Origin of the sequence: Larkinella sp. VNQ87 (assembly GCF_049445795.1) — a bacterium.
GTDB lineage: Bacteria > Bacteroidota > Bacteroidia > Cytophagales > Spirosomataceae > Larkinella.
Genome location: NZ_JBMSDT010000020.1, coordinates 89,566 through 113,592, shown reverse-complemented (window position 1 = coordinate 113,592; position 24,027 = coordinate 89,566). Strand labels below are relative to the sequence as shown.

The 24,027-nt window shown below is 54.0% G+C and carries 18 protein-coding genes; 8 read left to right on the top strand and 10 right to left on the bottom strand.

Features of this window, described 5'->3' with window-relative positions; translation table 11 throughout:
* The 4 genes from infB to ACO2Q8_RS27170 all read left to right on the top strand — a co-directional run.
* Nucleotides 1–2,555: translation initiation factor IF-2 (gene infB, locus ACO2Q8_RS27185; protein ID WP_423348048.1), on the top strand; the 2,555-nt coding region annotated here is incomplete at its 5' end.
* Nucleotides 2,556–2,626: 71 nt separating this feature from the next.
* Nucleotides 2,627–3,331: a metallophosphoesterase gene (locus ACO2Q8_RS27180; RefSeq protein WP_423348047.1), complete on the top strand. Its 705-nt coding sequence runs from the start codon at nucleotides 2,627–2,629 to the stop codon at nucleotides 3,329–3,331.
* A gap of 149 nt (nucleotides 3,332–3,480) precedes the next feature.
* A complete protein-coding gene (locus ACO2Q8_RS27175; protein WP_423348046.1) occupies nucleotides 3,481–5,553 on the top strand; it encodes a BatA domain-containing protein in 2,073 nt (690 codons plus the stop codon).
* 36 nt (nucleotides 5,554–5,589) lie between these two features.
* Nucleotides 5,590–6,189 carry a Uma2 family endonuclease gene (locus ACO2Q8_RS27170; RefSeq protein WP_423348045.1) on the top strand — a complete coding sequence of 200 codons (600 nt, stop codon included), beginning with the start codon at nucleotides 5,590–5,592 and terminating at the stop codon, nucleotides 6,187–6,189.
* Here the strand turns inward: ACO2Q8_RS27170 and ACO2Q8_RS27165 are convergent.
* Complete coding sequence (locus ACO2Q8_RS27165) at nucleotides 6,186–6,686, bottom strand: dihydrofolate reductase (RefSeq protein ID WP_423348044.1); 501 nt, start codon at nucleotides 6,684–6,686, stop codon at nucleotides 6,186–6,188. The genes ACO2Q8_RS27170 and ACO2Q8_RS27165 overlap by 4 nt on opposite strands.
* On the bottom strand, nucleotides 6,687–7,613 hold the full coding sequence (gene fmt / locus ACO2Q8_RS27160; protein WP_423348043.1) for a methionyl-tRNA formyltransferase: 927 nt from the start codon (nucleotides 7,611–7,613) through the stop codon (nucleotides 6,687–6,689).
* Between the two features lie 295 nt (nucleotides 7,614–7,908).
* Here fmt and greA point away from each other — a divergent pair, with 295 nt between their 5' ends.
* Together greA and ACO2Q8_RS27150 are read left to right on the top strand one after the other, a co-directional pair.
* Nucleotides 7,909–8,382: a transcription elongation factor GreA gene (greA, locus tag ACO2Q8_RS27155; protein ID WP_423348042.1), complete on the top strand. Its 474-nt coding sequence runs from the start codon at nucleotides 7,909–7,911 to the stop codon at nucleotides 8,380–8,382.
* A gap of 80 nt (nucleotides 8,383–8,462) precedes the next feature.
* Nucleotides 8,463–8,852 (top strand): HIT family protein, encoded by a 390-nt coding sequence (locus ACO2Q8_RS27150; RefSeq protein WP_423348041.1) that lies wholly within the window; start codon nucleotides 8,463–8,465, stop codon nucleotides 8,850–8,852.
* Between the two features lie 88 nt (nucleotides 8,853–8,940).
* On the opposite strand, the gene ACO2Q8_RS27145 is transcribed toward ACO2Q8_RS27150, so the two are convergent.
* The 3 genes from ACO2Q8_RS27145 to ACO2Q8_RS27135 form a co-directional block, all read right to left on the bottom strand.
* Nucleotides 8,941–9,939 (bottom strand): NAD(P)H-dependent glycerol-3-phosphate dehydrogenase, encoded by a 999-nt coding sequence (locus tag ACO2Q8_RS27145; RefSeq protein WP_423348040.1) that lies wholly within the window; start codon nucleotides 9,937–9,939, stop codon nucleotides 8,941–8,943.
* A 166-nt stretch (nucleotides 9,940–10,105) separates the two neighbouring features.
* Nucleotides 10,106–11,521, bottom strand: a complete 1,416-nt coding sequence (locus tag ACO2Q8_RS27140; protein WP_423348039.1) for an efflux RND transporter periplasmic adaptor subunit — start codon at nucleotides 11,519–11,521, stop codon at nucleotides 10,106–10,108.
* Between the two features lie 129 nt (nucleotides 11,522–11,650).
* Nucleotides 11,651–13,174 carry a TolC family protein gene (locus ACO2Q8_RS27135; protein WP_423348038.1) on the bottom strand — a complete coding sequence of 508 codons (1,524 nt, stop codon included), beginning with the start codon at nucleotides 13,172–13,174 and terminating at the stop codon, nucleotides 11,651–11,653.
* A gap of 67 nt (nucleotides 13,175–13,241) precedes the next feature.
* On the opposite strand from ACO2Q8_RS27135, the gene ACO2Q8_RS27130 reads away from it, so the two are divergent.
* Nucleotides 13,242–14,063: an aminotransferase class IV gene (locus tag ACO2Q8_RS27130; RefSeq protein WP_423348037.1), complete on the top strand. Its 822-nt coding sequence runs from the start codon at nucleotides 13,242–13,244 to the stop codon at nucleotides 14,061–14,063.
* Between the two features lies 1 nt (nucleotide 14,064).
* Here the strand turns inward: ACO2Q8_RS27130 and ACO2Q8_RS27125 are convergent, their stop codons facing one another.
* Nucleotides 14,065–14,763, bottom strand: a complete 699-nt coding sequence (locus ACO2Q8_RS27125) for an ABC transporter ATP-binding protein (protein ID WP_423348036.1) — start codon at nucleotides 14,761–14,763, stop codon at nucleotides 14,065–14,067.
* A gap of 37 nt (nucleotides 14,764–14,800) precedes the next feature.
* On the opposite strand from ACO2Q8_RS27125, the gene ACO2Q8_RS27120 reads away from it, so the two are divergent.
* On the top strand, nucleotides 14,801–15,247 hold the full coding sequence (locus ACO2Q8_RS27120) for a hypothetical protein (RefSeq protein WP_423348035.1): 447 nt from the start codon (nucleotides 14,801–14,803) through the stop codon (nucleotides 15,245–15,247).
* 69 nt (nucleotides 15,248–15,316) lie between these two features.
* Here ACO2Q8_RS27120 and ACO2Q8_RS27115 read toward each other — a convergent pair whose 3' ends face one another.
* From ACO2Q8_RS27115 to ACO2Q8_RS27100, 4 genes are all read right to left on the bottom strand, one after another.
* Nucleotides 15,317–17,698 carry an ABC transporter permease gene (locus ACO2Q8_RS27115; protein WP_423348034.1) on the bottom strand — a complete coding sequence of 794 codons (2,382 nt, stop codon included), beginning with the start codon at nucleotides 17,696–17,698 and terminating at the stop codon, nucleotides 15,317–15,319.
* 240 nt (nucleotides 17,699–17,938) lie between these two features.
* Nucleotides 17,939–18,979, bottom strand: a complete 1,041-nt coding sequence (locus ACO2Q8_RS27110) for a DUF4097 family beta strand repeat-containing protein (RefSeq protein ID WP_423348033.1) — start codon at nucleotides 18,977–18,979, stop codon at nucleotides 17,939–17,941.
* 171 nt (nucleotides 18,980–19,150) lie between these two features.
* A complete protein-coding gene (locus ACO2Q8_RS27105; RefSeq protein WP_423348032.1) occupies nucleotides 19,151–21,577 on the bottom strand; it encodes an ABC transporter permease in 2,427 nt (808 codons plus the stop codon).
* A 14-nt stretch (nucleotides 21,578–21,591) separates the two neighbouring features.
* On the bottom strand, nucleotides 21,592–23,985 hold the full coding sequence (locus ACO2Q8_RS27100) for an FtsX-like permease family protein (protein ID WP_423348031.1): 2,394 nt from the start codon (nucleotides 23,983–23,985) through the stop codon (nucleotides 21,592–21,594).
* Nucleotides 23,986–24,027 lie beyond the last annotated feature (42 nt).

Below are 24,027 nucleotides of genomic sequence, written 5' to 3'. Positions count from 1 at the left end.
ACCGGGGCGATAATCAACGCTTTAATGGCCCCCGCCCGGATGGGCCCCGGCAAGATGGTGGTCGCCCGGATAACCGGCATGGCCAGCAACAAAACCGCAACGACCGGAATGAGGGCTCGCGCGACCGCGATCGGCGCCCCGACCGTCCCGGTTTCCAGACTCCGGGCAACCGCTCTGACCAGCCCCGTCCACAGGACGAGCGCGGTCAGCAACCACCCCGTCCCGTTGATCCACGTCCAGCCCCGCGTCGGGAAGAACCGGCTTTACCGGAAGCAGAAGCCGAAATCGATGTACCCATCGAAACCATCCGTGCCCGTGGGGAACAACTACGCGGTCTGACGGTTCTGGGAACTATTGAATTGCCTTCGGAACGGAATAAAAAGTCGGGAGGTCCGGTCGCATCGACGGACGACCGGGATAAAAAACGGAAGCGCAAACGCCTGCGTCGTGATCCGGTCAGTGGTTCTGCCGCCCCCGGTACAGGCACTGGCACGGCCCCTGCTCAACCGGGCCAGGCTCCGCGTAACCGCGACGCCAATCAGCCCAATCGGAATCAACCGGGCCAGAATAAACCGGCGCAGGGTGGTAACACAGGCAATGCCAAAAATAAAGCCGGTAACCGGAATACCCGGGATCGGCGGGAAGAGCCTTCGCAACGCGAGGTGAAAGATTCCATCAAGGCTACCCAGGCCCGGATGACCGGCAACAAACCCAATCGGGGTGCCGACCGTCGCCGGGATCGTCGGCAGGAACGGGCCGAGCGCGAACGCGAACGCCTTGACCTGGAAAACGAAGAAGCAAAAATCCTGAAAGTGACCGAATTCGTGTCGGCCAACGACCTGGCCTCCCTGATGGATGTGTCGGTCAACGAGGTGATTGCGACCTGTATGAGTCTGGGGATGTTCGTCTCGATCAACCAGCGGCTCGACGCGGAAGCCATTACGGTCATCGCCGATGAATTTGGGTATGAAGTACAGTTTGTCTCGGCTGAGGAAGAGATCGAATCGGGTCTGGTGGAAGAACCGGACGCCGAGGAAGACCTCGAGCACCGCGCTCCGATTGTGACCATCATGGGTCACGTCGACCACGGTAAAACATCCTTGCTCGACTACATCCGCCGGACACGGGTAGCCGCCGGTGAAGCCGGGGGGATCACGCAGCACATCGGTGCTTACAGCGTAAAAACCGATGATGATCGTATGATTACCTTCCTCGACACGCCGGGTCACGAAGCCTTTACGGCCATGCGGGCACGGGGTGCGAAGGTGACCGACGTCGTTATTATTGTGATCGCGGCCGACGATAGTGTCATGCCGCAGACGCGCGAAGCCATCAACCACGCCCAGGTAGCCGGGGTACCGATTGTCTTTGCCTTTAGTAAAGTCGATAAAGCAGGTGCCAATACCGATAAGATTCGGGAGGAACTCTCGGCCATGAACATGCTCGTCGAAGAGTGGGGCGGTAAATACCAAACCCAGGAAATCTCTTCGAAATCCGGTTTGGGTATTTCCGAACTGCTCGAAAAAGTGTTGCTGGAAGCCGAATTGCTCGAACTGAAAGCAAACCCGAACAAACGGGCGACCGGTACGGTCATCGAAGCCGAGCTGGATAAAGGGCGTGGATATGTAACCACCATGCTCGTGCAGAACGGGACGCTCCGTCAGGGCGACATCGTGCTGGTGGGCGCTCACTTCGGCCGGATTCGGGCCATGACCGGCGATACCGGCCAGCGCCTGAAAGAAGCCGGACCTTCCACGCCAGTCCAGATTTTGGGTCTGCCCGGCGCTCCGCAATCGGGTGACAAGTTCAACGTGATGGAGACGGAACGCGAAGCCCGCGAGATTGCCAACAAACGTGAGCAACTGCTGCGTGAACAAAACCTGCGGACCCGTAAGCACATTACGCTGGAAGAAATCGGTCGCCGGAAGGCCATTGGTAACTTCAAAGAACTGAACGTTATTGTAAAAGGTGACGTGGACGGTTCGGTCGAAGCCTTGTCCGATTCGCTGTTGCAACTGTCGACCGAAGAAGTACAGGTCAACATCATCCACAAAGCCGTCGGGCAGATTTCCGAATCGGATATCCTGCTGGCCTCGGCCTCGGATGCGATCATCGTCGGCTTCCAGGTGCGGCCCTCGGCCAGCGCTCGCCGTCTGGCGGAGCAGGAGCAGATCGAGATTCGTCTGTACTCCATCATTTACGACGCGATCAACGAAGTCCGGGATGCTATGGAAGGCATGTTGGCTCCGACCACCGAAGAAGTTATCGTGGGTACGATCGACGTACGCGATGTCTTCAAGATCAGCCGCGTCGGAACCGTTGCCGGTTGTATGGTAACCGAAGGAATCATCCGCCGGAACAACAAAGTCCGGGTCGTTCGTGATTTCATCGTAGTCCATACCGGCGAAATCAGCGCCCTGAAACGGTTTAAAGATGATGTAAACGAAGTTCGGAACGGCTACGAATGCGGTTTGAGCATCAAGAACTTCAACGATATACAGGTGGGCGATACCATCGAAAGCTTCGAACTGAAAGAAGTGAAGCGGACGCTGTAAGTCACCACTTGGTTGACAAAAAAGCCTTTACTGCCTCGGCGGTAAAGGCTTTTTCCATATATTGACCGGGTATGAACATTGTGACCATTTCCGACCTTCATGGTCGAAACAACTGGCAGCAGGTCGATGTCAGGCAGTACGATAAAGTAATTTTTCTGGGCGATTATACCGACAGTTACGAACTGAGTGATGCGGTTATTCTGGAGAATCTGCGCCAAATCGTTCAGCTCAAGCAGCAGTATCCTGACAAGGTCGTTTTGTTGATCGGTAACCATGATGCGCAATACCTGCATTTTCCAAATCACCGCTGTTCAGGGTTTCGTCCTTCAATGCAACCGGCACTGACAAAGCTATTTGCGGAAAACCGGGCGGTTTTTCAATTGGCTTACCAACAGGGAGCGTACCTGTTTACGCACGCGGGCGTGTCGATGAACTGGCTGAATCAGTTGCCGGAAGAAAGCATTAAGGCCAAGTTGAACCTGGATTTGCGGAATCTGGAACAGTTAGGCTCAGCCTTAAATCGGATGCACGAGCACACCTTCCTGCACCCATCGCTGTTTGCCGTCAGTTATTTGCGGGGAGGGTACGGTGCCGCCGGAGGGCCCGTCTGGGCCGATAAACGCGAAACCGCAACCGATTTTGTGACGGGTTTGCACCAAGTGGTGGGGCACACGCCGGTACCGGATTTTCTAACTTTCGGCGACGAAAGCGGTTCCATTACGTACACCGATGTCCTGCAAACGAAGGATGCCTTTTATACACTGGAAATTGATTGAGTAAAAGCTGGTCGTTCGCTGGTTTCGGAGTCGAAATCTGACGAACGGGTATTATCCGAGTCGGATTCTTGTTAAATTCGTTCCGGACACACCAACAAGGGTTGGTTTGGCCGTTATACCTAAATAAATCGCTCCGGCGGACTGTTTGAATGAGTTTCCTATATCCTTCGTTCCTGTTTGGGCTCCTGGCTGTCTCGGTTCCCGTTGCCATTCACTTGTTTAATTTTCGCCGAACGCGCCGGGTCTTTTTTACCAACGTCGCCCTGCTGAAAACCGTGCAAACCGAAACCAAATCGTTTCGGCGCTTGAAGCACTACCTGATTCTGCTCTTCCGGTCGCTGTTTGTGATCTGCCTGGTGCTGGCGTTTGCGCAGCCGTTTATCCCGAGTAAAAGCCGTTTGGGCCTGACCCGGACGGGCCTGACGAGCCTGTACCTCGATAATTCGTACAGCATGCAGAACGAACTGAACGAGAAGCGGTACCTCGACATCGCCACCGGCAAACTCGATCAGTTGCTGGGCCTGTTCCGGAATGCGACATCGCTGCAACTGGTGACCAACGATTTCAGCAGCCAGGAACAAACCGTCGGAACCGCCGACGCCCTGCGCGACCGCGTGACAACCATCCGGTTTGCCCACACGCCCCGCACCTTGCCCGATGTGTACCGCCGTCAACTCAATCTGCTGGCGACCAACAACCCGACCGGCCCCAACCAGTTATTCTGGTTTTCCGATTTCCAGAAAAGCACGTCCGGTGATTTGTCCCGACTGAAAATCGATACGACCAACCGGCTTTTTCTGGTGCCGGTCGAAACTCAGCCGACCAAAAATGTCTTCGTCGATTCGGTTTGGCTCAGTACGCCGTTCATTCGCGAATTACAAAACAACACCTTGAACGTCCGTGTCCGCAACAGTGGGGAAGAGTCGGTTCGGAGCTTACCCATCAAATTATTCATCGATCAAACCCAGGTTTCGACGGCTTCCGTAACGCTGGCCGGGAAAGGAACCGCTACAGCGACCCTTAATTTTAATGTGACGGAGAAAGGCTTCCGGCGCGGACGCATCACGTTTGAAGATTACCCAATTACCTTCGACAACGAATACTATTTCGTCATTCAGGCATCACCGTCCATTCGGGTTTTGCATTTGTTCGAGCAGAAAAGCGAAGCCAACTACATCGAGAATGTCTTTGGCAATGACAGTCTGTTTGTGCGCCGGAGTTTTAACGCGCAAAACGTCGATGTGGGCCAGTTGAAAAACACCGATCTAGTGGTTCTGGAAGGCTTGAATCAGGTGGGCGGCACGTTGCGGAGCGAACTGGAACGGTTTGTTCGCCAGGGTGGCAGTCTGGTCATCATTCCGCCGACCCAGCCGGATGCGGCCTCCTGGTCGTCGTTTCTGGCCAGCCTGGGTATTGCCGGTTTACAAACGCAGGCTCCTCCTCTGCCACCCCTCCAACCGATGTCGCCCCCTAACCGGCAGAATCCGTTTTTTCGGGACATTTTCGAGCAATCGAACCAGCAGGGCATCGAAAACGTGCCGAATGCGGTGCCGGTCTGGCAGTGGCGGGTGGTGGGCGAACGGCTGCTGACCCTGCGCAACGGAACGCCTTTCCTGACCCAATCGCGCGCGGGTGGCTCAACGGGGCAGGTCTACGTTTTCGCCAGCCCGTTAAACACGGAATACGGGAATCTGGCACAACATGCGCTGTTTGTGCCGATTATGTATAAAGTGGCCGCCCTGAGCGTCCGGCCCGAGCGCACGGCCTATTCCTTTGACGATAACACCATCGAAATGACCGTCAGCAATGCCACGCCCAATGCCGTCTATAAATTAAAGCGCGACAAACTGGAGCTGATTCCGGTGCAGCGCATCAACGGCAACCAGTTGCTGATGGAATTGCCGAAAAGTAACCAGTTGAACGACGGGCAGCAACTGGCCTCGGGCTATTACGAACTGCAACTCAACGGCAAAACCGAAAAGCTGCTGGCTTTCAACCACGGCAACCGGGAGTCGCAGATGGAGTTTTATACACCCGACGAACTCCGGCGCATTTTCGCCAACCAGCCCAATGTGCAGGTCTTCAACAGCATTCAGGACGATGATTTTGTGGAAGAACTTCGGCAGCAGAACCTGGGCACCAACCTCTGGAAATACTTTGTCATTGCCGCGCTGGTCTTTTTGCTGGCCGAAGTCGCCGTGATTCGGTTTATGAAAGGATAGTCGGAATTCGTATCTTGGTAGTCAACTCAGCAGACCATGAACATGCTACTCACCAACGGCTTTTCGATCCTGAAGATGCCCCGGGATTTTCGTCCCATGACCGATGATGAGTTTTTCTACTATTGTCAGGAAAATCCGGACCATAAATTTGAGCGCGACGCCGACGGAACAATCATTGTCATGGGACAAACAGGTGGAGAAACCGGTAAACGCAACAGCGAACTGAATGCTGATTTAACAATCTGGAACCGAAGCACCCGGCTGGGTTTCGTGTTCGATTCTTCCACCGGCTTTGTTTTGCCGAACGGCGCCGTCCGTTCACCAGATGTAGCCTGGGTCTTGGCCGACTACTGGAACGTACTCAGCGCCGACGAACGCCGGAAATTTCCACCCCTTTGCCCGGATTTCGTTGTGGAGTTAATGAGCGAATCCGACAGCCGACGCCTGGCTGAAGACAAAATGCGCGAATACCTCGACAACGGCTGTCGGCTGGGCTGGCTCATTGATCCGAAAACCGAAACCGCCCGCGTTTACCGCCCCGATGGCTCGGTGCAGGTCGTTCAGGGATTTGACAACATCTTGTCCGGGGAGGAGGTCCTGCCCGGTTTTCAGTTCAACCTGGCGTTGCTGCGCTAAGCCCGTTTCCGCTCCCAGACCACAAAATCGAAGGAAATGGCGTGCCGGTCGTCGGCCGGGTGATGCTGGCGGCTGACTTCCTGCCAGTCGGTTCTGTCAAAATCCGGAAACCGAGTGTCACCTTCGAACGAGGCCTTTACTTCCGTCAGATACAGCCGGTCGGCCAGTGGCAGCGCCTGTTTATAAACCTCGGCCCCGCCAATGACGAACGCTTCGTCCGTACCAGTTTTCCGGGCTTCGGCCAGTGCGTTCTCCAGAGAATCCACTACGACGACCTCGTCCGGACGATACTCAGCGTTGCGGGTAATGACCACGTTAAGTCGGTTTTTCAACGGTTTCCCCAACGACTCGAACGTTTTTCGGCCCATCAGAATCGGATGGGCCGAGGTGGTTTGTTTGAAGTACTTAAAATCATCGGGCAAGCTCCAAACCAGATCGTTGTCCTGTCCAATAACACCGTTTTCCGCCACGGCAGCAATCAGGCTAATCAGCATCATTCAAATTTTATTTCCGCGAAAATACTCTTCTACCGTCATTTTACGCTTTCCTTCAGCCTGAAGTTCATCGACCGACAGCCAGCCATCGGCAGCTTTGATGAGCAGCGTTTTCTTGCCGTCGCTGTACGCTTCGCCCGGTTCGGCCGGAAATGGAGATTGGTCGGCCACCGAAACCGCGTAGATCTTATACACCTTACCGTTAATTTTTGTCCAGGCTGTTGGGTAAGGCGACAGTCCGCGGACAAAATTCCGAACGGCTATGGCAGGCTGAAACCAGTTGATTTCGCAGGTTTCCCGGTGGATTTTCGGAGCCGGTTTCAGCGTGTCGGACTGCGGCTGCGGGATGCGCGGATAGACACCCGATTCAATCGCCCGGACAGTTTTCAGCACCAGTTCGGCCCCTTTGACCATCAGCCGGTCGTGCAAGGTTCCGGCGGTGTCGTGGGCATGAATGGGTTCGGTTTCCTGAAAAATTAGCTGGCCGGTATCGATTTCTTTCTCGATCAGAAAAGTCGTGACGCCGGTTTCGGTTTCGCCGTTGATCACCGCCCAGTTGATCGGAGCGGCTCCCCGGTAGTGCGGCAGCAGCGAGCCGTGCAGGTTAAACGTCCCGATCCGGGGCATGGACCAAACGACTTCGGGCAGCATCCGAAACGCCACTACAACCTGTAAGTCAGCCTGATAGCTCCGGAGTTGCTCCAGAAAAACCGGATCCCGCAGCTTTTCGGGCTGCAACACCGGGATACCGGCCGCCACAGCCGTCCGCTTCACCGGCGACTCGGTGAGTTGTTGACCACGTCCGGATGGTCGGTCGGGAGCCGTCACTACGGCGACGACCTGACAACCGTTGTCGAGTAACTTCTGTAAACTGGCCACCGCAAAATCGGGCGTGCCCATAAACACGATGCGCAACGAATCACTTCTCAAAACCGTTAGCTGTTATTTGCTCGAATTGCTTTCGCAGCATTGGGAGAATGCCACGGAATTGTTATTTTTGTCTTCCTGAGTTCCACTATGAGTAGTCGGACAACGATACAGACAATTCCGCAGAAAGGCTCCTGACGCTTCCTACAAAGAAACAAGATTTTGTATGGAGAACGGTCAGCGAACCGTTCTTTTCTTTTTTGTAGCCTTTTACCACAAAAAAGAAACAATACTGGAGTTTGTAGGTCTTGGGGACATGTAAACCAAAGGCAACAGAAATTTAGAGAGTAGATGTAACATGGGTAAAATTTCGTATTACACCGAAGAAGGACTTACGCGGCTAAAAGCCGAACTGAATGACCTCAAAACGAAAGGCCGGAGCGATATAGCCCGCCAGATTGCCGAAGCCCGCGACAAAGGAGACCTGAGCGAAAACGCCGAGTACGATGCCGCCAAAGATGCTCAGGGCCTGCTGGAAATGAAGATTTCAAAGATGGAAGAAATTCTGTCCAACGCCCGGCTGCTGGATGAGTCGTCGATTGACACCTCGCAGGTATCGGTGTTGTCGACCGTCAAGATCAAAAACCGGAAGAACGGTGCAACGGTTACCTACACGCTGGTTTCGGAGGAAGAAGCCGATCTGAAACAGGGAAAAATCTCCGTCGGTTCGCCCATTGGCAAAGGCTTGCTGGGCAAAAAAGTAGGCGATACCACCGAAATCAAAGTGCCCGCCGGTACGCTGGAATTCGAAGTACTCGAGATTGGACGCTAGTTTTTTTAATGAACAATTAATAATGAAATAATTCGCGGCTGCCTTTTCATTATTAATTGTTCATTATTCATTTAAAGCCTATGCCTTCTATATTTTCCCGCATCGTCGCCGGTGAAATACCCGCGCATAAAATTGCCGAAACCGACGATTACCTGGCGTTTCTGGATGTGTTTCCGGTTGTCAAAGGGCACACCCTGGTGATTCCGAAGCAGGAAATCGATTACATCTTCGATCTGGACGACGAACTATATACCGGTTTGATGCAATTCGCCAAGCGGATTGCCCCGGCGATTGAAAAAGCGATTCCGTGCAAACGGATTGGTGTTTCCGTAATCGGTCTGGAAGTGCCGCACGCCCACGTCCACCTGATTCCGATGAACAGCATGGCGGACATGAATTTCAATAACAAGCTCAAAATGAGCTCAGACGAGCTGGCCGAAGTAGCCGCCCGCATCCGGAATTTCCTCTAACGTATCCACGGACTTTAGTCCGTGTTTTGGGAGTTTATATCATCTAGATGGTCGTACTAGCTCACACGGGCTAAAGCCCGTGGGTACGTTATTTCAGGAGTGATTTTAGCGCATTCGTCGCCAGCGCTGGCGACGTTTTTTCGTATAAAATACTGTAAACCATTTCCATAATCGGCATATCGACTTCATGTTGCCGATTGATTTCGTGAATACTTTTCACGGCATAGTACCCTTCGGCAATCATATTCATCTCCATCTGCGCCGACTGCACGCTGTAGCCCCGGCCGATCAGATGCCCGAACGTGCGGTTTCGGCTGAACGGAGAATAGGCTGTCACGAGCAAGTCGCCCAGGTAGGCCGAAGCGCTCAGGTCACGGAGCATCGGGTAAACCGTATCAACAAACCGCCGGATTTCCTGCATGGCATTCGACACCAAAACCGCCTGAAAATTATCACCATAGCCCAGACCGTGGGTAATGCCACAGGCCAAGGCGATGATATTTTTCATCACGGCACTGTATTCCACCCCGTAAATATCATCAAGTGGGGTGGTTTGCACAAACCGACCGTTAAGCAGTTGGGCAAACGCCGTTGCAAATGCCAGATTCTGGGAGGCAATGGTCAGGTACGATTGTTTTTCGAGCGCCACCTCCTCGGCATGGCACGGCCCGGCAATGACGGCAATCCGATCCGCCGGAACGCGATACTCCTCTTCGACCCAGTCGGTTACCAACTGATTTCGACCGGGAATCATGCCTTTGATTGCCGAAATAAGGTGTTTCTCCGCCAGATTTTCCGGTTTTATACCTTGCAGCGCATCACTCACAAATGCGGCCGGAACGGCCAGAATGATATGCTCACTGTCGCGCAGGGCGTCTTTGATTTTGGTACAAACCCGCACCTTGCGCGGATTGATCTGGACATCGCTCAGGTAGCTCGGATTGTGGTGAAACTGCTTGATGTGTGCGGCATCGTGTGAACTACGAAGCCACCAGCGGATGTGGTTATTGCCTTCTGACAGGATTTTGATCAGTGCCGTGGCCCAACTGCCACCGCCCACGACGGTAATCCGAGCGGGTTGAATCATAGGTTTGTAGTAAGTGCGATGAGAAGCCAGATCGGTAACTCCATCAATCCGCAACGTCTCTGGTCTTTAGTCTGGCCTCTTTCTTCTAATAATTAACGGCGCAAAATAACAAAAAACGCCTGCACCGCTCAACCGGGCAGACGTTTTCGCTTTTCTCAACCTACTATTATTCGCCGGCTTTTTCCGGTTTTTTGTCCTTATTCGGATCGCGTTTTGCCACCGGATCACCGTCTTTGAGTTGCTTGGAAACCGCAATGAAAGGCCCCGATACGACTTCATCACCAGCCTTCAACCCGGATTTCACTTCGATGTTGTCAAAATCGCTGATGCCGGTTTTAACTTCCCGCTGCACGACTTTGCCATTCTGGTGAACAAAAACCACTTCTTTTACCTCTTCTTTCTTGGCCGTACTCTGATTACCCGGTTTTTGTTCCTGATTGTCATCATCGTCATTGACCTTCCGGTTCATGACTTCCTGGGCGGCCCCGCGCGTCGTAACGGCGGCAATCGGAACGGCCAGCACACCCGATCGGCGGTCGGTGATGATCTCGACGGAAGCGGTCATACCGGGTTTCAGCGGGTAGCTGCGCTTGGCCCGTTGCGCCATCAAATCCTTGTAAGAATTGTTCAGAACCTTGATCCGTACTTCAAATTCCGTGACGGCATCGGTCGACAGGCTCGATGACGACCCTGTTGCCCCGGACGCAGCCAGCCCGTTGGCGGTATTGGCAATCTCCGTCACCACACCTTTGAACTTCCGACCGGTGGTTGAGTACGAATCCACATCAATATCGGCCGTATCACCCAGGCTTACCCGCACAATGTCGTTCTCGTTGACATTGACCCGCACTTCCATATTGTTCAGGTTGGCAATCCGGAGCATCTCGGTACCGGCCATTTGCGATGTTCCGACCACACGCTCACCGAGCTCAACGTTCAGCTTGGAAACCGTGCCGTTGACGGGGGCATAAATGGTCGTTTTCCGGAGGTTTTCGGTGGCATCCCGCAATCCAGCCTCGGCTCCAGCTACGTTGAACTTGGCAGCCTTGACGTTGGCCTGGGCCGACTCTATTTCCTGTTTGGCCACATTGTAATCCGCTTCGATCTGTTCAAAATCGGAAGCCGAAATTACTTTGTCGGCTAGTAATTTTTTGTTACGCTCGTAGTTGGCCTTCGCCCGAATCAATCGGGCCTGCGCCTGAGCGGCCATCGCCTGCGTTTGCAGGAATTGCGCCTGGCTGGAATTAACCGTTGCCCGCGCCCGGGCCAGCAGCGATTCGTAGTTGTCGGGCCGGATTTTCAGTAGCAACTGGCCTTTTTTGACCGAATCGCCCTCGGCAACGTATAAGGCAATGATTTCCCCCGAAACGTCCGGGCTGATTTTCACTTCGACTTCCGGCTGGACCCGCCCCGATGCGCTGACGCGCTCGATGATGTCTACCTGTTTAACGGCCGTAAAATCAACTTCGGTAGGCTTTACCTGGCCGATCAGACCAGCCTGCTTTGCTGCCACCAACCCGCCTACCAGCAGAATAACGATACCACCTAAAATCCACCAGATGCGGTTCGACTTGCGTTTCATAGAGATGAACAATGAACAATGAATAATGAACGTACCGGCAACCCGGATGAATAAGCAGCGTTTAAACTACACGGTAAGCTGCAAATTATTCATTATTCATTCGGGGCCGCCCGCGCGGTTCATTATTCATTAAAAGGACAACGGTTTATTTTGATAAAAATCAAGAATCTTGGTCCGGAATACGTAATCGAACTTGGCCTGCACCAGATTAGCACGGGCCGTGTCAAGATTATTTTTGGCAATGTTATAGTCAACGGAATTCAAGGCCCCGGCATTGAACCGGCTTTCGGCTGCCTGGAACGCTTTTTCCAGTGATTCAACCTGAACTAGCGTGGCCCGGTAGCGGTTGGCAGCCGCCAGCATGCTCGTATACGCCGATTCAATATTCTGACGGAGCGTCAATTTCGTATTTTCGGCGGTAATTTCCGACGTTTTCTGCGTAATTGTGGCATTCGTAATCCGGTTGCGAGCCTGGAAGCGGCCGAAAATCGGGATGTTCAGGTTAATTGATAGGCCCCGGTTCAGGTTGTTATTCAGTTGTTCGCCGTATCGATAATCCTCGTACCGGTAAGCGGTCTGTACAATATAAAACTGCTGTTGCTGTCCATTTGGAAGCACGACAGTTAGTGGATCAGGGCTTACTACAGATCCGTTTTCAAACTGTTTTTGCAAACCTACATTCGAATATAAGGTGCTTAGGCTTCCGCTCACCGTTAACGTCGGGTATAAACCCGCTTTGGCGACCTCTACCCCGGCAGCATCACTCCGAACGCGTAATTCAGCCGCTTTCACATCCGGCATAAATTGTAGGGCAGCTTCGTAAACTTGCTGGGCAGAAGCCGAATACGGCTCCAGCGTCGGATCGTCCAACTGGTATTTCTCGATCTCCAGCGTGTTGGGCGTCGGTGCGCCACTGTTGCCGGCAGGGAGGTTCATGGCCTGTAACAACGCCAGTTTAGCCAGATCCAGGTTGTTCTGGGCATTAACAACGGCTAGTTCATCGTTGGCCACCTGAGCGCGCAGGTCGTAAAGCTGCGCTTCCGCCAGGGTTCCGGCATTGACCAGCTTGGTGGTGCGGTCGAGTTGCCCCTGGCTGGTAACTACCTGCCGCCGGGCAATATCGAGTTGCTCCTGATAGGTCAGTACATTCAGGTAATTCTGAACAACCAAAAGGGCTACATTATTTTGGGTCGCCAGTAAATTTTGCTGCGTCGATTGCAGGAACAGGTCATTTTGCTTGATCGTCCTTTGCAGCGCAAACCCGTTGAAAACCGTTACCTGACCCGATAACTGGTAGTTATTCGAGCTTACCGACGAGGTAACGAAGGCGTTTGTCGTTGGGTTAATGTTCCGTCCTGAGCTGAAAGACTGGCTGGCAAACCCGTTAACGCTTGGCAACAGATTGAGTTTCGACTGGCGTAGCTGCAACTCGCTGCCTTGCACGTTCAATTGTCCCTGCTTGACCTGGAGGTTGTTTTGCAAGGCAATGTCGATGCATTGCCGCAGCGAAAACCGGTTGGATGCCGGAGCCGCCTGGCCGGTCTGAACTGTCGTCTGGGCGTCGGCAGTGGATATGGTAAGCCCCAATAGCGATGCCAGGATCGTCACTTTAAACCGGTTCACCGGGCCGTTGTTGAATGTAAATCGCTTCATGGTTGTTCAATGTTACAAAGTATCTTGCGTACAGATTACAGATTTTAGATAAACGGTGAAAATGCAAATGAACGTGGTTTTAAACGGGGATGTACTGCCGGAAGCCCTGGTTTCGCTCCCACCCGGCGACCGGGCGTTCCAATACGGCGACGGACTGTTTGAAACCATTCGGTACGACGCCGGGCAGGTCCGGTTCTGGCCGGATCACTATGACCGGCTGATGCGCGGGATGGACGCTCTCTGGCTCGATCGACCTCCACAATTCGATTCCAACTCACTTTTAGAATACATTAAAAAACTCCTGGAAGTCAATAACCTGACTACGCAAACTGCCCGCATCAAACTCCAGGTCTGGCGACAACCCGGTGGGCTATACACGCCAACCACCTTCCAGGCCAATTACCTGATCACGGCTCGCTCCGGTCCGGGGTTTGCCTTGACCGAAAAACCGCTGGTTAGCTTCTTTGAGGCTGTCCGGCTGTCGCCCTCGCCGGTTTCGGCCTTCAAAACGCTGAACGCCCTGCCGTACGTCCTGGCCGGGATTGCCAAACAACAGCAGCATACCGACGATATGCTTTTGCTCGACACCCAGGGCAATCTGGCCGAATGCATTGCCTCCAACCTGTTCTGGCTGCGGGACAAAACCCTCTTTACGCCCTCACTCGACAGCGGTTGTCTGGACGGCATCCTGCGTCGGCAGCTGCTGCGGCTGGCTCCGCAACACGGTTTTAGCGTTCAGGAAGGGCTTTTCAAACCGACGGTTCTGGCCGATGCCGATGCGGTTTTTTGCAGCAACGTCTCCGGCATCCAGTGGATTCGGCAACTAGGCGACTGGACGTTTACCGAAGCGGCCTTTGCGCCGATAAAAGCTTTACTTTCGGGTTTATGACCTAGGCGCCTGATTCGCTCTCCAGGGACACCGGGAACGATTCGAGCCAGCCGTCTTTCAGTCGCAGAATCCGGTTGCCGTATTCCGCGTTCACCTCCGAGTGCGTGACCTGCACGATGGTAACCCCGTCTTCCTTGTTCAGCTTTTTGAAGAGTTCCATAATCTCCTTCGCCTGGTCGGAATGCAGGTTGCCGGTCGGTTCGTCGGCAAAAATCACCTTCGGCTGCGAGGCCACGGCCCGGGCGATCCCGACGAGTTGCTGCTGACCACCCGAAAGCTGCGTCGGGAACAGGTCTTTTTTGGCCACCATGTTGAACCGGTCGAGCAATTCGGCCACCCGGCTTTTCCGCTCCGACGACGACATGCCTTTGTACAACAGGGGGGTTTCGATGTTTTCGTACACCGTCAGTTCATCGATCAAGTGGTAGGCCTGGAACACGAAACCGATGTAGTTGCGGTGTAATTCCGTACGGCGTTTTTCCGACAGCTTCTGCACCGGCTGGTCGAAAAACAAATACTCGCCTTCCGACGGTTCTTCCAGCATTCCGAGAATGTGCAGCAGCGTCGACTTGCCCGATCCCGAAGGTCCCATGATCGAAATGAATTCGCCTTCGTTGATGTCGAGCGTGATGTTGCGCAGCACGTAGGTCTTCCCAAAACCGGCGGGGTAGTACTTGGAAATGTTCCGTAGAGAAATCATAATTTGGTATATTTGAGAAATGTAAATCTAATTCATTATGTACTACACAGGTGACGATGTGCCGTTTCTGGCTCGCGAAGAGATGGGGACAAATGCCCCAAAGCAACACCAACGGGTAATCGGCAAGCTCATGCTGGGATTGGGTTCACTGTATTACCGTGCACAATCTCTTCCATTCGAGCCGCTGGTTGAAACCATGTTGGATGAGGGAAAAAGCAGCCCGACACCCGACCTGATTCTTTATAATAATGCATCCGATCAAACACCACTGATTATTGAAATATGCCATACGGCTGGTTTACAGAATGATATTGATAAAGTTATTTGGCTGACTGACAAAAACAATTACGGTATTCAGGAAGCCTTCGTCTATAATTATAAAACCCAACAGTGGTTTCGCTACACCAAAGGCGACGGCGGACTAACCACCGAATCCTCTTATTCCGACCTTCTCCAACTCGACCTCAACGGCTTTTTGAGTTAAGAATTAAGAGTTATGAGTGAAGAGTTATTTGTCGACACGTATTTTTAACTCTTAATTCTTAACTCCCACTTATTCGCTCCTTAGGCTGTCGGCGGGGTTTGCCAGAGCCGCCCGGTACGTCCGGAGTCCAATGGTTAAACCGCCCAGGCCCAGCAACAGGCCGAAGCAACCCCCCAGCGTTTCGAAGCCAACCGAAACGTGATAAGCAAAATTAATCAGAAATGCCATTCCGGCCAGGTATCCCAACGGCAACGCAATGGCTGCGGCAATGAGCAGTAATTTAGCGAAATCCCACGACAACAACCAGATTATCTGTCCTACCTGCGCTCCCATTACCTTCCGGATGCCCACCTCCTTGACGCGGGTTTCCGTCGTGTACGTCACCATGCCCAGCAGCCCCAGGCAGGCAATGGAAAAAGCCAGACCGGTCAGTAGACCCATAAAACTAATATCCGATTCGTGACTATGCCGCTGGTAAAGAAAATCACTGTACCATTGCCCCGTGAACGCTTGGTGCGGATTTAACTTTTTCCAGACCTGTTCGACCTGAGCGAGCGTAGTTTGTGAGGCTTCCCCGGTAATTCGAACATTGGCATACCGATACTGCTGCGGTTGATAACTCAACAGCAACGGCTTGATGGTCCAGTTAAACGTGGTAAACCGGAAATCTTTCAGCACCCCGGCAACCTGCACGTCAGTGCTGTCGTTGAGCCAGAGCGTCTTTCCGACCATTTCGCGCGGATCGCCCAGCCGGAACGCCTTAACGGCTTCTTCATTCACCAGCACAAACCGTCCCGGCGCTCCCGGCCCGGTGGTATCGACTACCATTTCGGGCAAATTCTGTCCGGCCAATACGGTTAAATTCATGTTGGCAATAAAATTCCGGTCGACCGAGAAAATGAAAGCCAGGGCTGAATCTCCCCCGGTTCGCTGTCGACGCACCCGCTGCCAGTCACCCCCGTGACCGCCAAACAGTTCCGACGTGGCCGACACCCGCTCAACGCCTGGTATGCGGCTCAATTCGTCGGCCAGCCGTTGGTAGGGCACGTCGTTTAGCGGCAGGTTCAGGATGTGTTCACGCCGAAAACCGTAGTCGGCGGTTGCCATATAATGCTGTTGGCGCGCCATCGACAGCAGCGCAATCATCGCGACCAGCGCAATAGCAAACTGGGCGATAATCAACGACTTGCGGAGAGTGATTCCTTTGAAAACTTTCAATCCGGTCTGGCTGCGCAATACCTGCGCCGGGCGAAAACCAGACAACACCCGCGCCGGAACAAATCCGGCCAGTAGGCCCGCCAGAACACTGAATCCGACGAAAACCGCCCACAAGGTTGGCGTCAGCGTAACCCCACCAATCAGCCACTGCTGCACAAACGGCATGGGTTCGATCAGCAACAGCATCGCGTAGGCTCCGCCCAGCGCCAGCACCGACAGCACCACCGATTCGGCCATAAACTGGGCCATCAACTGCCACCGCACGGCCCCGGATACTTTTCGGATGCCCACCTCCCGCGCCCGGCTCAACGACCGGGCCAGTGTTAGATTCACGTAGTTGAAAACCGCCAGCAGCAGCGTTAGCAGGCCAACGCTCATTTCGGTGGCCAGTTTGCCCCAGGTTTGCTCCCAGGTTCCGTTCACCAGTTCTTCGTGGGAAGGCGAAAGATCCGTTAGCGGCTGCGCTCGGAACGTATAGCCTTTTTCCGACTGAAACCGCACCCCCTGCGTGTTTCGTTCAGCCAGGGAGGGCAGATTTTTTTCAAACGACTCGGCGGATGTTCCGTCTTTCAGCAACACGTAGGTATACCCGGCCCCATAGTTCCGCCAATCGGTTTGCGCTGGGTTCCCTTCACGGGCCACCGTCGACATAGAAAGCACCATCTCGAACCGCAGGTGCGAGCGAATCGGTAACGGTTGAAAAACACCCGTAACGGTCAGGGTGCCAAACTCTTTATGATGGAATGTTTTTCCAATCGGATTCGCAAGACCAAAGAATTTCTCAGCCGTCTCTGGGGTTAAAACCGCCGTCCCGGGTTCGGTAGCGGGTTGCCCGGCGGCCAATTTATACCCCAATACCGTAAAAAAACCGGGATCGACGGCGCAGTACGAAACCGAAAGGGTTTTCCGGTCGACGGTCAGTTTGGCATAACTGCGAATCACCCGCGTCGTTTGTTCGACAGAACCGTATTCCCGCTTTAACACATCGGCCAGCGGCAAGGGCGTGGTGGCGTAAGCAACGGTCTGATTGACCTGCGTTGTTACGTCCGTCAAAATCCGGTAGGTTCGTTCCGGGTGCGGATGGTAATTACCGTAATCAAACGCCCCCTTGATGTCGATCAGCGCCAGCAAACACACCATGATGCCCGATGCCAGCCCGAACACATTGATCAGGGAAAACAGCCGGTGTTTCCACAGATTCCGAAAAGCGATGAGGACGTAATTGCGAAACATAGTGTATCGGATGAACGGATTGCCAATACCGGCTCAATGCTTATGCCAGAAAACCAACAACCTGAAAACTAATCGAATAAGCCCATCAAAAACAAAAGAGTGTCCGTCACCGGACACTCTTTTGTTCACAAACGGACAAGGGGGAGTTAAGAGTTATGAATTAAGAGTTAAGAGTTGCGCTGCCTCAATTGAATGCGTCAGCCAACTCATAACTCTTAATTCATAACTCTTAACTCTTAACTATCTGTTGACGTAGACGGTGCCGCTGCCAGCGGAGATGCGGACCGGGACACCGCCCCCGTTCAGACGCCCCCGAACGCGGTCTTTTTCGACGGTACCGTCGAATTTGCTCAACGGAATATCCACCCGATTTCCCGACAGATCGAGATCGATGCCCTGGTCGAGCGGCATCCGGACGTGAACGCTGCCCGGTCCACCCGACAGCCGGACGTATTCACCCAGTTTCGTAATCTCGACATCCATACCGCCCCCACTGGTGCTGGCTTCGAGACTACCCGAAATGTCCGACAGCCGAACCGAGCCGCCCGAGGTTCCGGCTACGAACTCGCCCTTGATGCCGTCGCCTTTCACGCTACCGCCACTGGTGCGCGCGTTGATCCGACCGCTCAGGTTGGTCAGGTGAACGCTGCCGCCCGACGTCCGCAGGTCCAGATTGCCGTCCGAATCGTTGGCGTGGATGGAGCCACCACTCGTCGCCAGGTCGATGTCTTTCCGGCACCGCTCCAGGTGAATGCTGCCGCCCGAGGTACGTCCTTTGATCAGGCCTTCGACGCCGGCCAGGTGCAGGCTACCGCCACTGGTAGCAAAGTTCTGGCTACCCACCAGGTTGCTGAGCCGAATGCTGCCTCCGCTCGTGTGCAGATCGGTCGCGAAATTTTTCGGGGTATATACTTTAAACGCAATATTGATGGAACGCTTCCAGTCCCAGTTATCCCTATTTTTGCGCTTAGCTGTCGCGAGGACGGTATTTCCTTCCACGCCCAGTTTAATGTCGTACTCCTTCAACCGCTCTTCGATTTCCTCTTTGGAAAGCTTGTTACTTGGCCAGTTATTCGGCCGTACATACATCTCGACTTTCACCCCGTTCAACGACCCGCCTTCGACAGAAATGCTGCCGCCGGAGGTTTCAACCCGGACGTTGTTGAGGTTACCGCTAAAGTTTTTTGTTTCGTAGGGCGTTTCGTCCCGATCCTGCGCCAGGGCAGTCAAAGCCAGGGGAAGTGCGCAAAGTGTCGTCAACAGGAAAGATGAGCGTTTCATGGTATTTGTGTTTAGCGTGCGTGGTTATGCGATAAGGATGCAGAAAGAAATAAAAAGGTTGCATCGTCCTGAACCCGGATTACACGGATTAAAAGATTAACTAGGATTAGCTACCGCAATCTTTTATATCCTGTTAATCCTTTAATCCGCGTAATCCGGGTTCAAGACGACTTACTCCGCCCTCAAACTCTTCACGGGATTCATCAGGGCGGCTTTGATCGACTGGAACGAAACCGTAGCAAAGGCGATGACGATTGCCACCAGTCCGGCAACGGCAAAGACCCACCAGGGCACGTCTATTTTATAAGCAAAGTCGTTCAGCCACTGGTTCATGCCGTACCAGGCGATGGGCGTGGCAACCAGGATGGCAATGAGCACGAGTTTCAGGAAATCTTTGGAAAGCAGCCCGACAATGCTGCTCGTGCTGGCTCCCAGAACCTTCCGAACGCCGATCTCCTTCGTCCGTTGCTCGGCCATGAATGCCGCCAGCCCGAACAGCCCCAGGCAGGCAATCAGAATAGCCAGCACGGAGAACGTCAGTACAATCTGCCCGACGCGCTGCTCGGCGCGGTACATCGTGTCAAAACTATCTTCCAGGAAGTAATAATCAAACGGCATCCCCGGGGCCATCTGCTTCCATTTTGCCTCGATCTGTTTGACCAGGCCCGGCATATCCGGACTGTCGATCCGGAACGAAACCGCGCCCGGATTAGGCTCCATGATCAGGGCCACAGCACCGATGTTCTGTCGCAGCGATTCGTAGTGGAAGTTTTTCACCACGCCGATAACCATGTACGTTTTAAATACCTTGGCCTGGCTGTCCATCATCCGAACAACCCGCTTGCCAATCGGATCTTTAAATCCAAAAATTTTCACGGCGGCTTCGTTCAGAATCACAGCCGCCGAATCCGAGCCAAACGCGCGGGAGAAGTTGCGTCCCTGGGCCAGTTCCATGCCCAGCGTCGGAATGTAATCGTAATCGACGGCCCAGTTTTGGGTCGAAACCGCCTTGCTTTGCTCCAGTTGCCCTTCCGGAAAGAGCGGACTGTCGCTGCGGTTGGACGGCACCGGCAGGAAGCCCGACACCGACCCGGTTTTGACGCCCGGCAGTTTCAGCACTTCTTCCTTAAACGCCTGCACTTGACTGCCCAGCGCGTAGGCTTCGCTGATGGTCAGCACCTGGTTGCGGTTGAAACCCAGTTTGGTCGTCTGAATAAAGTTCAACTGTCGATACACGACCAACGTACCCACAATCAGAATGACCGACATCATAAACTGAAACACCACTAAACCGCTTCGCAAACCGGCGCTTTTCAGCCCCACGTTGATCCGTCCTTTCAACACGCTGATGGGCCGGAACGACGACAGGAAGAAAGCCGGGTAACTGCCCGCCAGCAAACCCACGGCCAGCGGCAACAGCAGCAGAATGGGCAACAGGCGCAGGCTAAACAAGCTGTCGGCATTGAGTTGCTTGGTCGCCATTTCGTTAAAAAAGGGCAAAACCAGGCCCACAATCGCCAGCGCCAGCCCCATCGCCAGAACCGCCATCACCACCGATTCGGTCATAAACTGCCCGATCAGTTGCCGCTGCACCGACCCCAGCACTTTCCGGACGCCCACTTCTTTGGCCCGGTTGGCCGAGCGGGCTGTCGAAAGGTTCATGAAATTGATACAGGCGATGAGCAAAATAAAAACCGCCACGGCCGCAAACGTGTAAACATACTGAATATCGCTGTTCGGAGCCAGCTCGATGTTCTGTTTCGAATGCAGGTGAATATCCGTCATCGGAATGAGCGAGTACTCGATGCGGTTTCCGGCCTTGCGGAGTTGATCCATTGTTGCCCCGATAAACTGAAAGGCCTGTGGGCCGACATATTTCTCGATAACCGTCTCGAAATTCGGGCTAAACGTTTTGTAATCGACACCCGGTTTTAACAGAATGTACGTGTGGTGATTATTGCTGAGCCAGTTGCCCCACGGGTAGTTGTCGCTGAGCATCGAGACGAAGAAGTCCGTTCGGAAGTGCGCGTTGGCCGGAATGTCGCGCATGACGCCCGTCACCCGGTATTTCTGGGTGTTGTCAAATACCAGCGTCTGTCCCATCGGATTCTGGCGACCAAAGTGGCGTTTGGCCGCCGATTCACTGATTACGACGGCGTTAGGCTCGCTGAGCGCCCGCTTCGGATCACCGGTGACGAGCGGAAACGTAAACACCTCGAACAGTGTCGAATCCGCAAACATGACATCCCGCTCCCGCAGGCTACTCGGCTGATCAGCCCGTTTGACGAGCCAGGTGCCGCGCCCGTGCAGCCGCACAAAGTTCTCCACCTGCGGGTAATCTTTCAGCAAAGTCGGCCCCATCGGGTCGGGTGCCACGGCCATGTGCATATCGTTCCCGCCAAACTTAATATCGGAATTGATTCGGTAAATCCGGTCGGCTTTTTCGTGAAACCGGTCGTAGCTCAGTTCGTCGATGACGTAGAGCGTGATCAGCAGGCAGCAGGCCAGCCCAGTCGCCAGCCCGAAGATGTTGATAAACGTAAATCCGCGCTGTTTGCGCAGGTTCCGAAGGGCGATTTTTAGATAGTTGGTTAGCATAGCTTGAACTAGGATTATTCCGAACGAAGGGATTTCACCGGATTGGCATTGACGGCTTTAAACACCTGGAGATTGACCGTAATCAACGTCACCAGAACGGCTGCGACACCCGCAACGACGAAGAGAATGGCGCTCTGGTCGGTGCGGTAGGCAAACCCGTCGAGCCAGCGGTTCATCAGGTACCACGCCAGCGGGGATGCAATCACGAACGCCACCAGCACCAGCTTGATGAACTCGCGGGACAACAGGTACAGCAACGACCCGGTTTCGGCGCCCAGCACCCGGCGAATTCCGATTTCTTTCCGACGCTGCTCGGCGGTGAAAGCCGCCAGCCCGAACAGGCCCAACACGGCAATGAACAATGCCAACACCGTAAAGTGGCTGAACATCGTCGCAAACGCCTGTTCACTGCGATAGAGCTTGCCAAAATCCGCATCCAGAAAACTGTATTCGTAGGGCGTCTCGGGATTGATCTGCTTCCAGGTTTTTTCGATAAACGCCAGCGTTTCGGGCGCGTTGGCAGTATTGATTTTGACGGCGAGCTGGTTGTTGTTCTTGTTGTACAGCATAAACAACGGCTCCACTTTGTGCCGGATCGTGGCAAAATTAAAATCCTTGATCAGCCCCACGACGGTATACGCCGTCGCATCGGTCGGATTGGGGCCCGACGGCAACCGAATGATTTTTCCGACGGGTTCTTTCCAGTTGAGCAACTTCACCATCTCCTCGTTGATCAGCATGGACGAGGCCGAATCCGCCGGGAAATCCAGCGAGAAATTCCGGCCTTTCAGGATTTTCATGCCCATCGTCGGTACAAACGACTCATCGACCGCCATGATGCTGGCAATGTAATTCGTGGTGGTCGGTTTTCCTTCCGGCACAAAGGTCGTGCGGCCCAGTTGCTGCCCCATTTTATTCGTGGTCGTGCCGGTGCCCAGGATGTTCGGATTTTGTTTCAGTTCGGCCTGAAATGTCCGGGCGCGGCCAATCGCAGCCTGTCCTTTGAACGGAATCGAAATGATCTGCTCGCGGCTGAAACCGAGGTCTTTGCTCTGAATATAGCGCATCTGCCGAAACACCACCCCGGTGCCGACCATCAGCGCAATGGAAATCGTAAACTGAATCACCACCAGCGACTGCCGAAGCCGGATGCCGCTGTCGGTATTTTTGAACGCGCCTTTCAAAACCGTGACGGGCCGGAATTTCGACAGCACAAAAGCCGGGTAACTCCCCGCCAGCAAACCAAGCACGAGCACGAAAGCGGCCATGCCCAGCAGCACGACGGGATTCAACAGCGTATCCAACCGGGCGTTTCGCTGGTAAATGTTGTTTAGAACCGGCAACATCACGACCGCCAGCCCAATCGCCAGCAAGGCCGAAAGAACCGTCACCACGATCGATTCCAGCAAATGCTGGCCAATCAGTTGCGTTCGGACCGCTCCGGCCACTTTCCGTAACCCCACTTCCTTGGCCCGCCCGGTTGCGTGCGCCGTCACCAGATTCATGAAGTTGACCGCAGCCAGCAACACCACCAGCAGAGCAATCGTGGCCAGCACGTACAGGTTGGCGGCATCGGTTTTGTTGGTGTTGTGTTCAAAAAGAATGTCGCCGGAATTAAGGTGCACATCGTTCAGGTACTGCAAGGTCGGGACAAAAAAGGCGTAACCCTGGTTTTTATCTGCCACCTGTTTCAGCTTCGGAATGATCGTGTTCAGATCGCGGGCGCGGTCCAGCAGGAGGTAGCTGTAGACACTGATGCCGCTGAACGAATTCAGAAACTGGGCGTAACTCGAATCGCCCGGCGCGGGCACCATCGACCGCAGCATGTCGAACCGCAAATGCGAGTTGGTCGGCGGATCGGCCATGACGGCTTTGACTTTGAAGTTTTGCGTTCCCGATTGAACGGTTTTGCCGAGCGGATCGGCGTTGCCAAACAGTTTTTTCGCCAGCGTTTCGGTCAATACGACAGTTTGTGGCTCGTCCAGAATGCCTTTCGACGGCCCGCTCAGGACTTTGTAATCGAAAATCTCGAAGAACGAGCTTTCGGTCCGAAACGTCCCTTCCGAACTGATGAGCGTCTCCCCCACCTTCAGCGGCACCCGCCCCTGCTCCGAAATCCGGACGCTGTTGACCACTTCGGGCAGATCCCGCCGGATCGCCGGGGCCAAACCGGGGTAGCTCACACCGACCAGCTTGCTCTTGACGCCCTCGGCCTGATCGATGGTCAGGACGCGCACAATCCGATCTTTCTTTTCGTTAAAACCGTCGTACGAGAAATCCTCGTACACAAACAGGGCAATCAGAATGCCAGCCGCCAGCCCCACCGCCAGCCCGGCAATCTTAAGGACGGAATAAAACCGGTTTTTAGCCAGATTCCGGAGCGCGATTTTGAGGTAGTTGTTGAACATAACCTTTTTAGTTAAGAGCTAAGAGTTATGAATGAAGAGTTA

Bases quoted from the DNA above. Each gene is read 5' to 3' on its own strand.
- ACO2Q8_RS27170 (WP_423348045.1), top strand. From the start codon at position 5,590: ATGAACATGCTACTCACCAACGGCTTTTCGATCCTGAAGATGCCCCGG.
- ACO2Q8_RS27145 (WP_423348040.1), bottom strand. From the start codon at position 9,939: ATGATTCAACCCGCTCGGATTACCGTCGTGGGCGGTGGCAGTTGGGCC.
- ACO2Q8_RS27100 (WP_423348031.1), bottom strand. From the start codon at position 23,985: ATGTTCAACAACTACCTCAAAATCGCGCTCCGGAATCTGGCTAAAAAC.
- ACO2Q8_RS27125 (WP_423348036.1), bottom strand. From the start codon at position 14,763: ATGATTTCTCTACGGAACATTTCCAAGTACTACCCCGCCGGTTTTGGG.
- ACO2Q8_RS27165 (WP_423348044.1), bottom strand. From the start codon at position 6,686: ATGATGCTGATTAGCCTGATTGCTGCCGTGGCGGAAAACGGTGTTATT.
- ACO2Q8_RS27140 (WP_423348039.1), bottom strand. From the start codon at position 11,521: ATGAAACGCAAGTCGAACCGCATCTGGTGGATTTTAGGTGGTATCGTT.
- ACO2Q8_RS27175 (WP_423348046.1), top strand. From the start codon at position 3,481: ATGAGTTTCCTATATCCTTCGTTCCTGTTTGGGCTCCTGGCTGTCTCG.
- ACO2Q8_RS27105 (WP_423348032.1), bottom strand. From the start codon at position 21,577: ATGCTAACCAACTATCTAAAAATCGCCCTTCGGAACCTGCGCAAACAG.
- greA (WP_423348042.1), top strand. From the start codon at position 7,909: ATGGGTAAAATTTCGTATTACACCGAAGAAGGACTTACGCGGCTAAAA.
- ACO2Q8_RS27135 (WP_423348038.1), bottom strand. From the start codon at position 13,174: ATGAAGCGATTTACATTCAACAACGGCCCGGTGAACCGGTTTAAAGTG.
- ACO2Q8_RS27130 (WP_423348037.1), top strand. From the start codon at position 13,242: ATGAACGTGGTTTTAAACGGGGATGTACTGCCGGAAGCCCTGGTTTCG.
- ACO2Q8_RS27180 (WP_423348047.1), top strand. From the start codon at position 2,627: ATGAACATTGTGACCATTTCCGACCTTCATGGTCGAAACAACTGGCAG.
- ACO2Q8_RS27150 (WP_423348041.1), top strand. From the start codon at position 8,463: ATGCCTTCTATATTTTCCCGCATCGTCGCCGGTGAAATACCCGCGCAT.
- ACO2Q8_RS27120 (WP_423348035.1), top strand. From the start codon at position 14,801: ATGTACTACACAGGTGACGATGTGCCGTTTCTGGCTCGCGAAGAGATG.
- ACO2Q8_RS27110 (WP_423348033.1), bottom strand. From the start codon at position 18,979: ATGAAACGCTCATCTTTCCTGTTGACGACACTTTGCGCACTTCCCCTG.
- ACO2Q8_RS27115 (WP_423348034.1), bottom strand. From the start codon at position 17,698: ATGTTTCGCAATTACGTCCTCATCGCTTTTCGGAATCTGTGGAAACAC.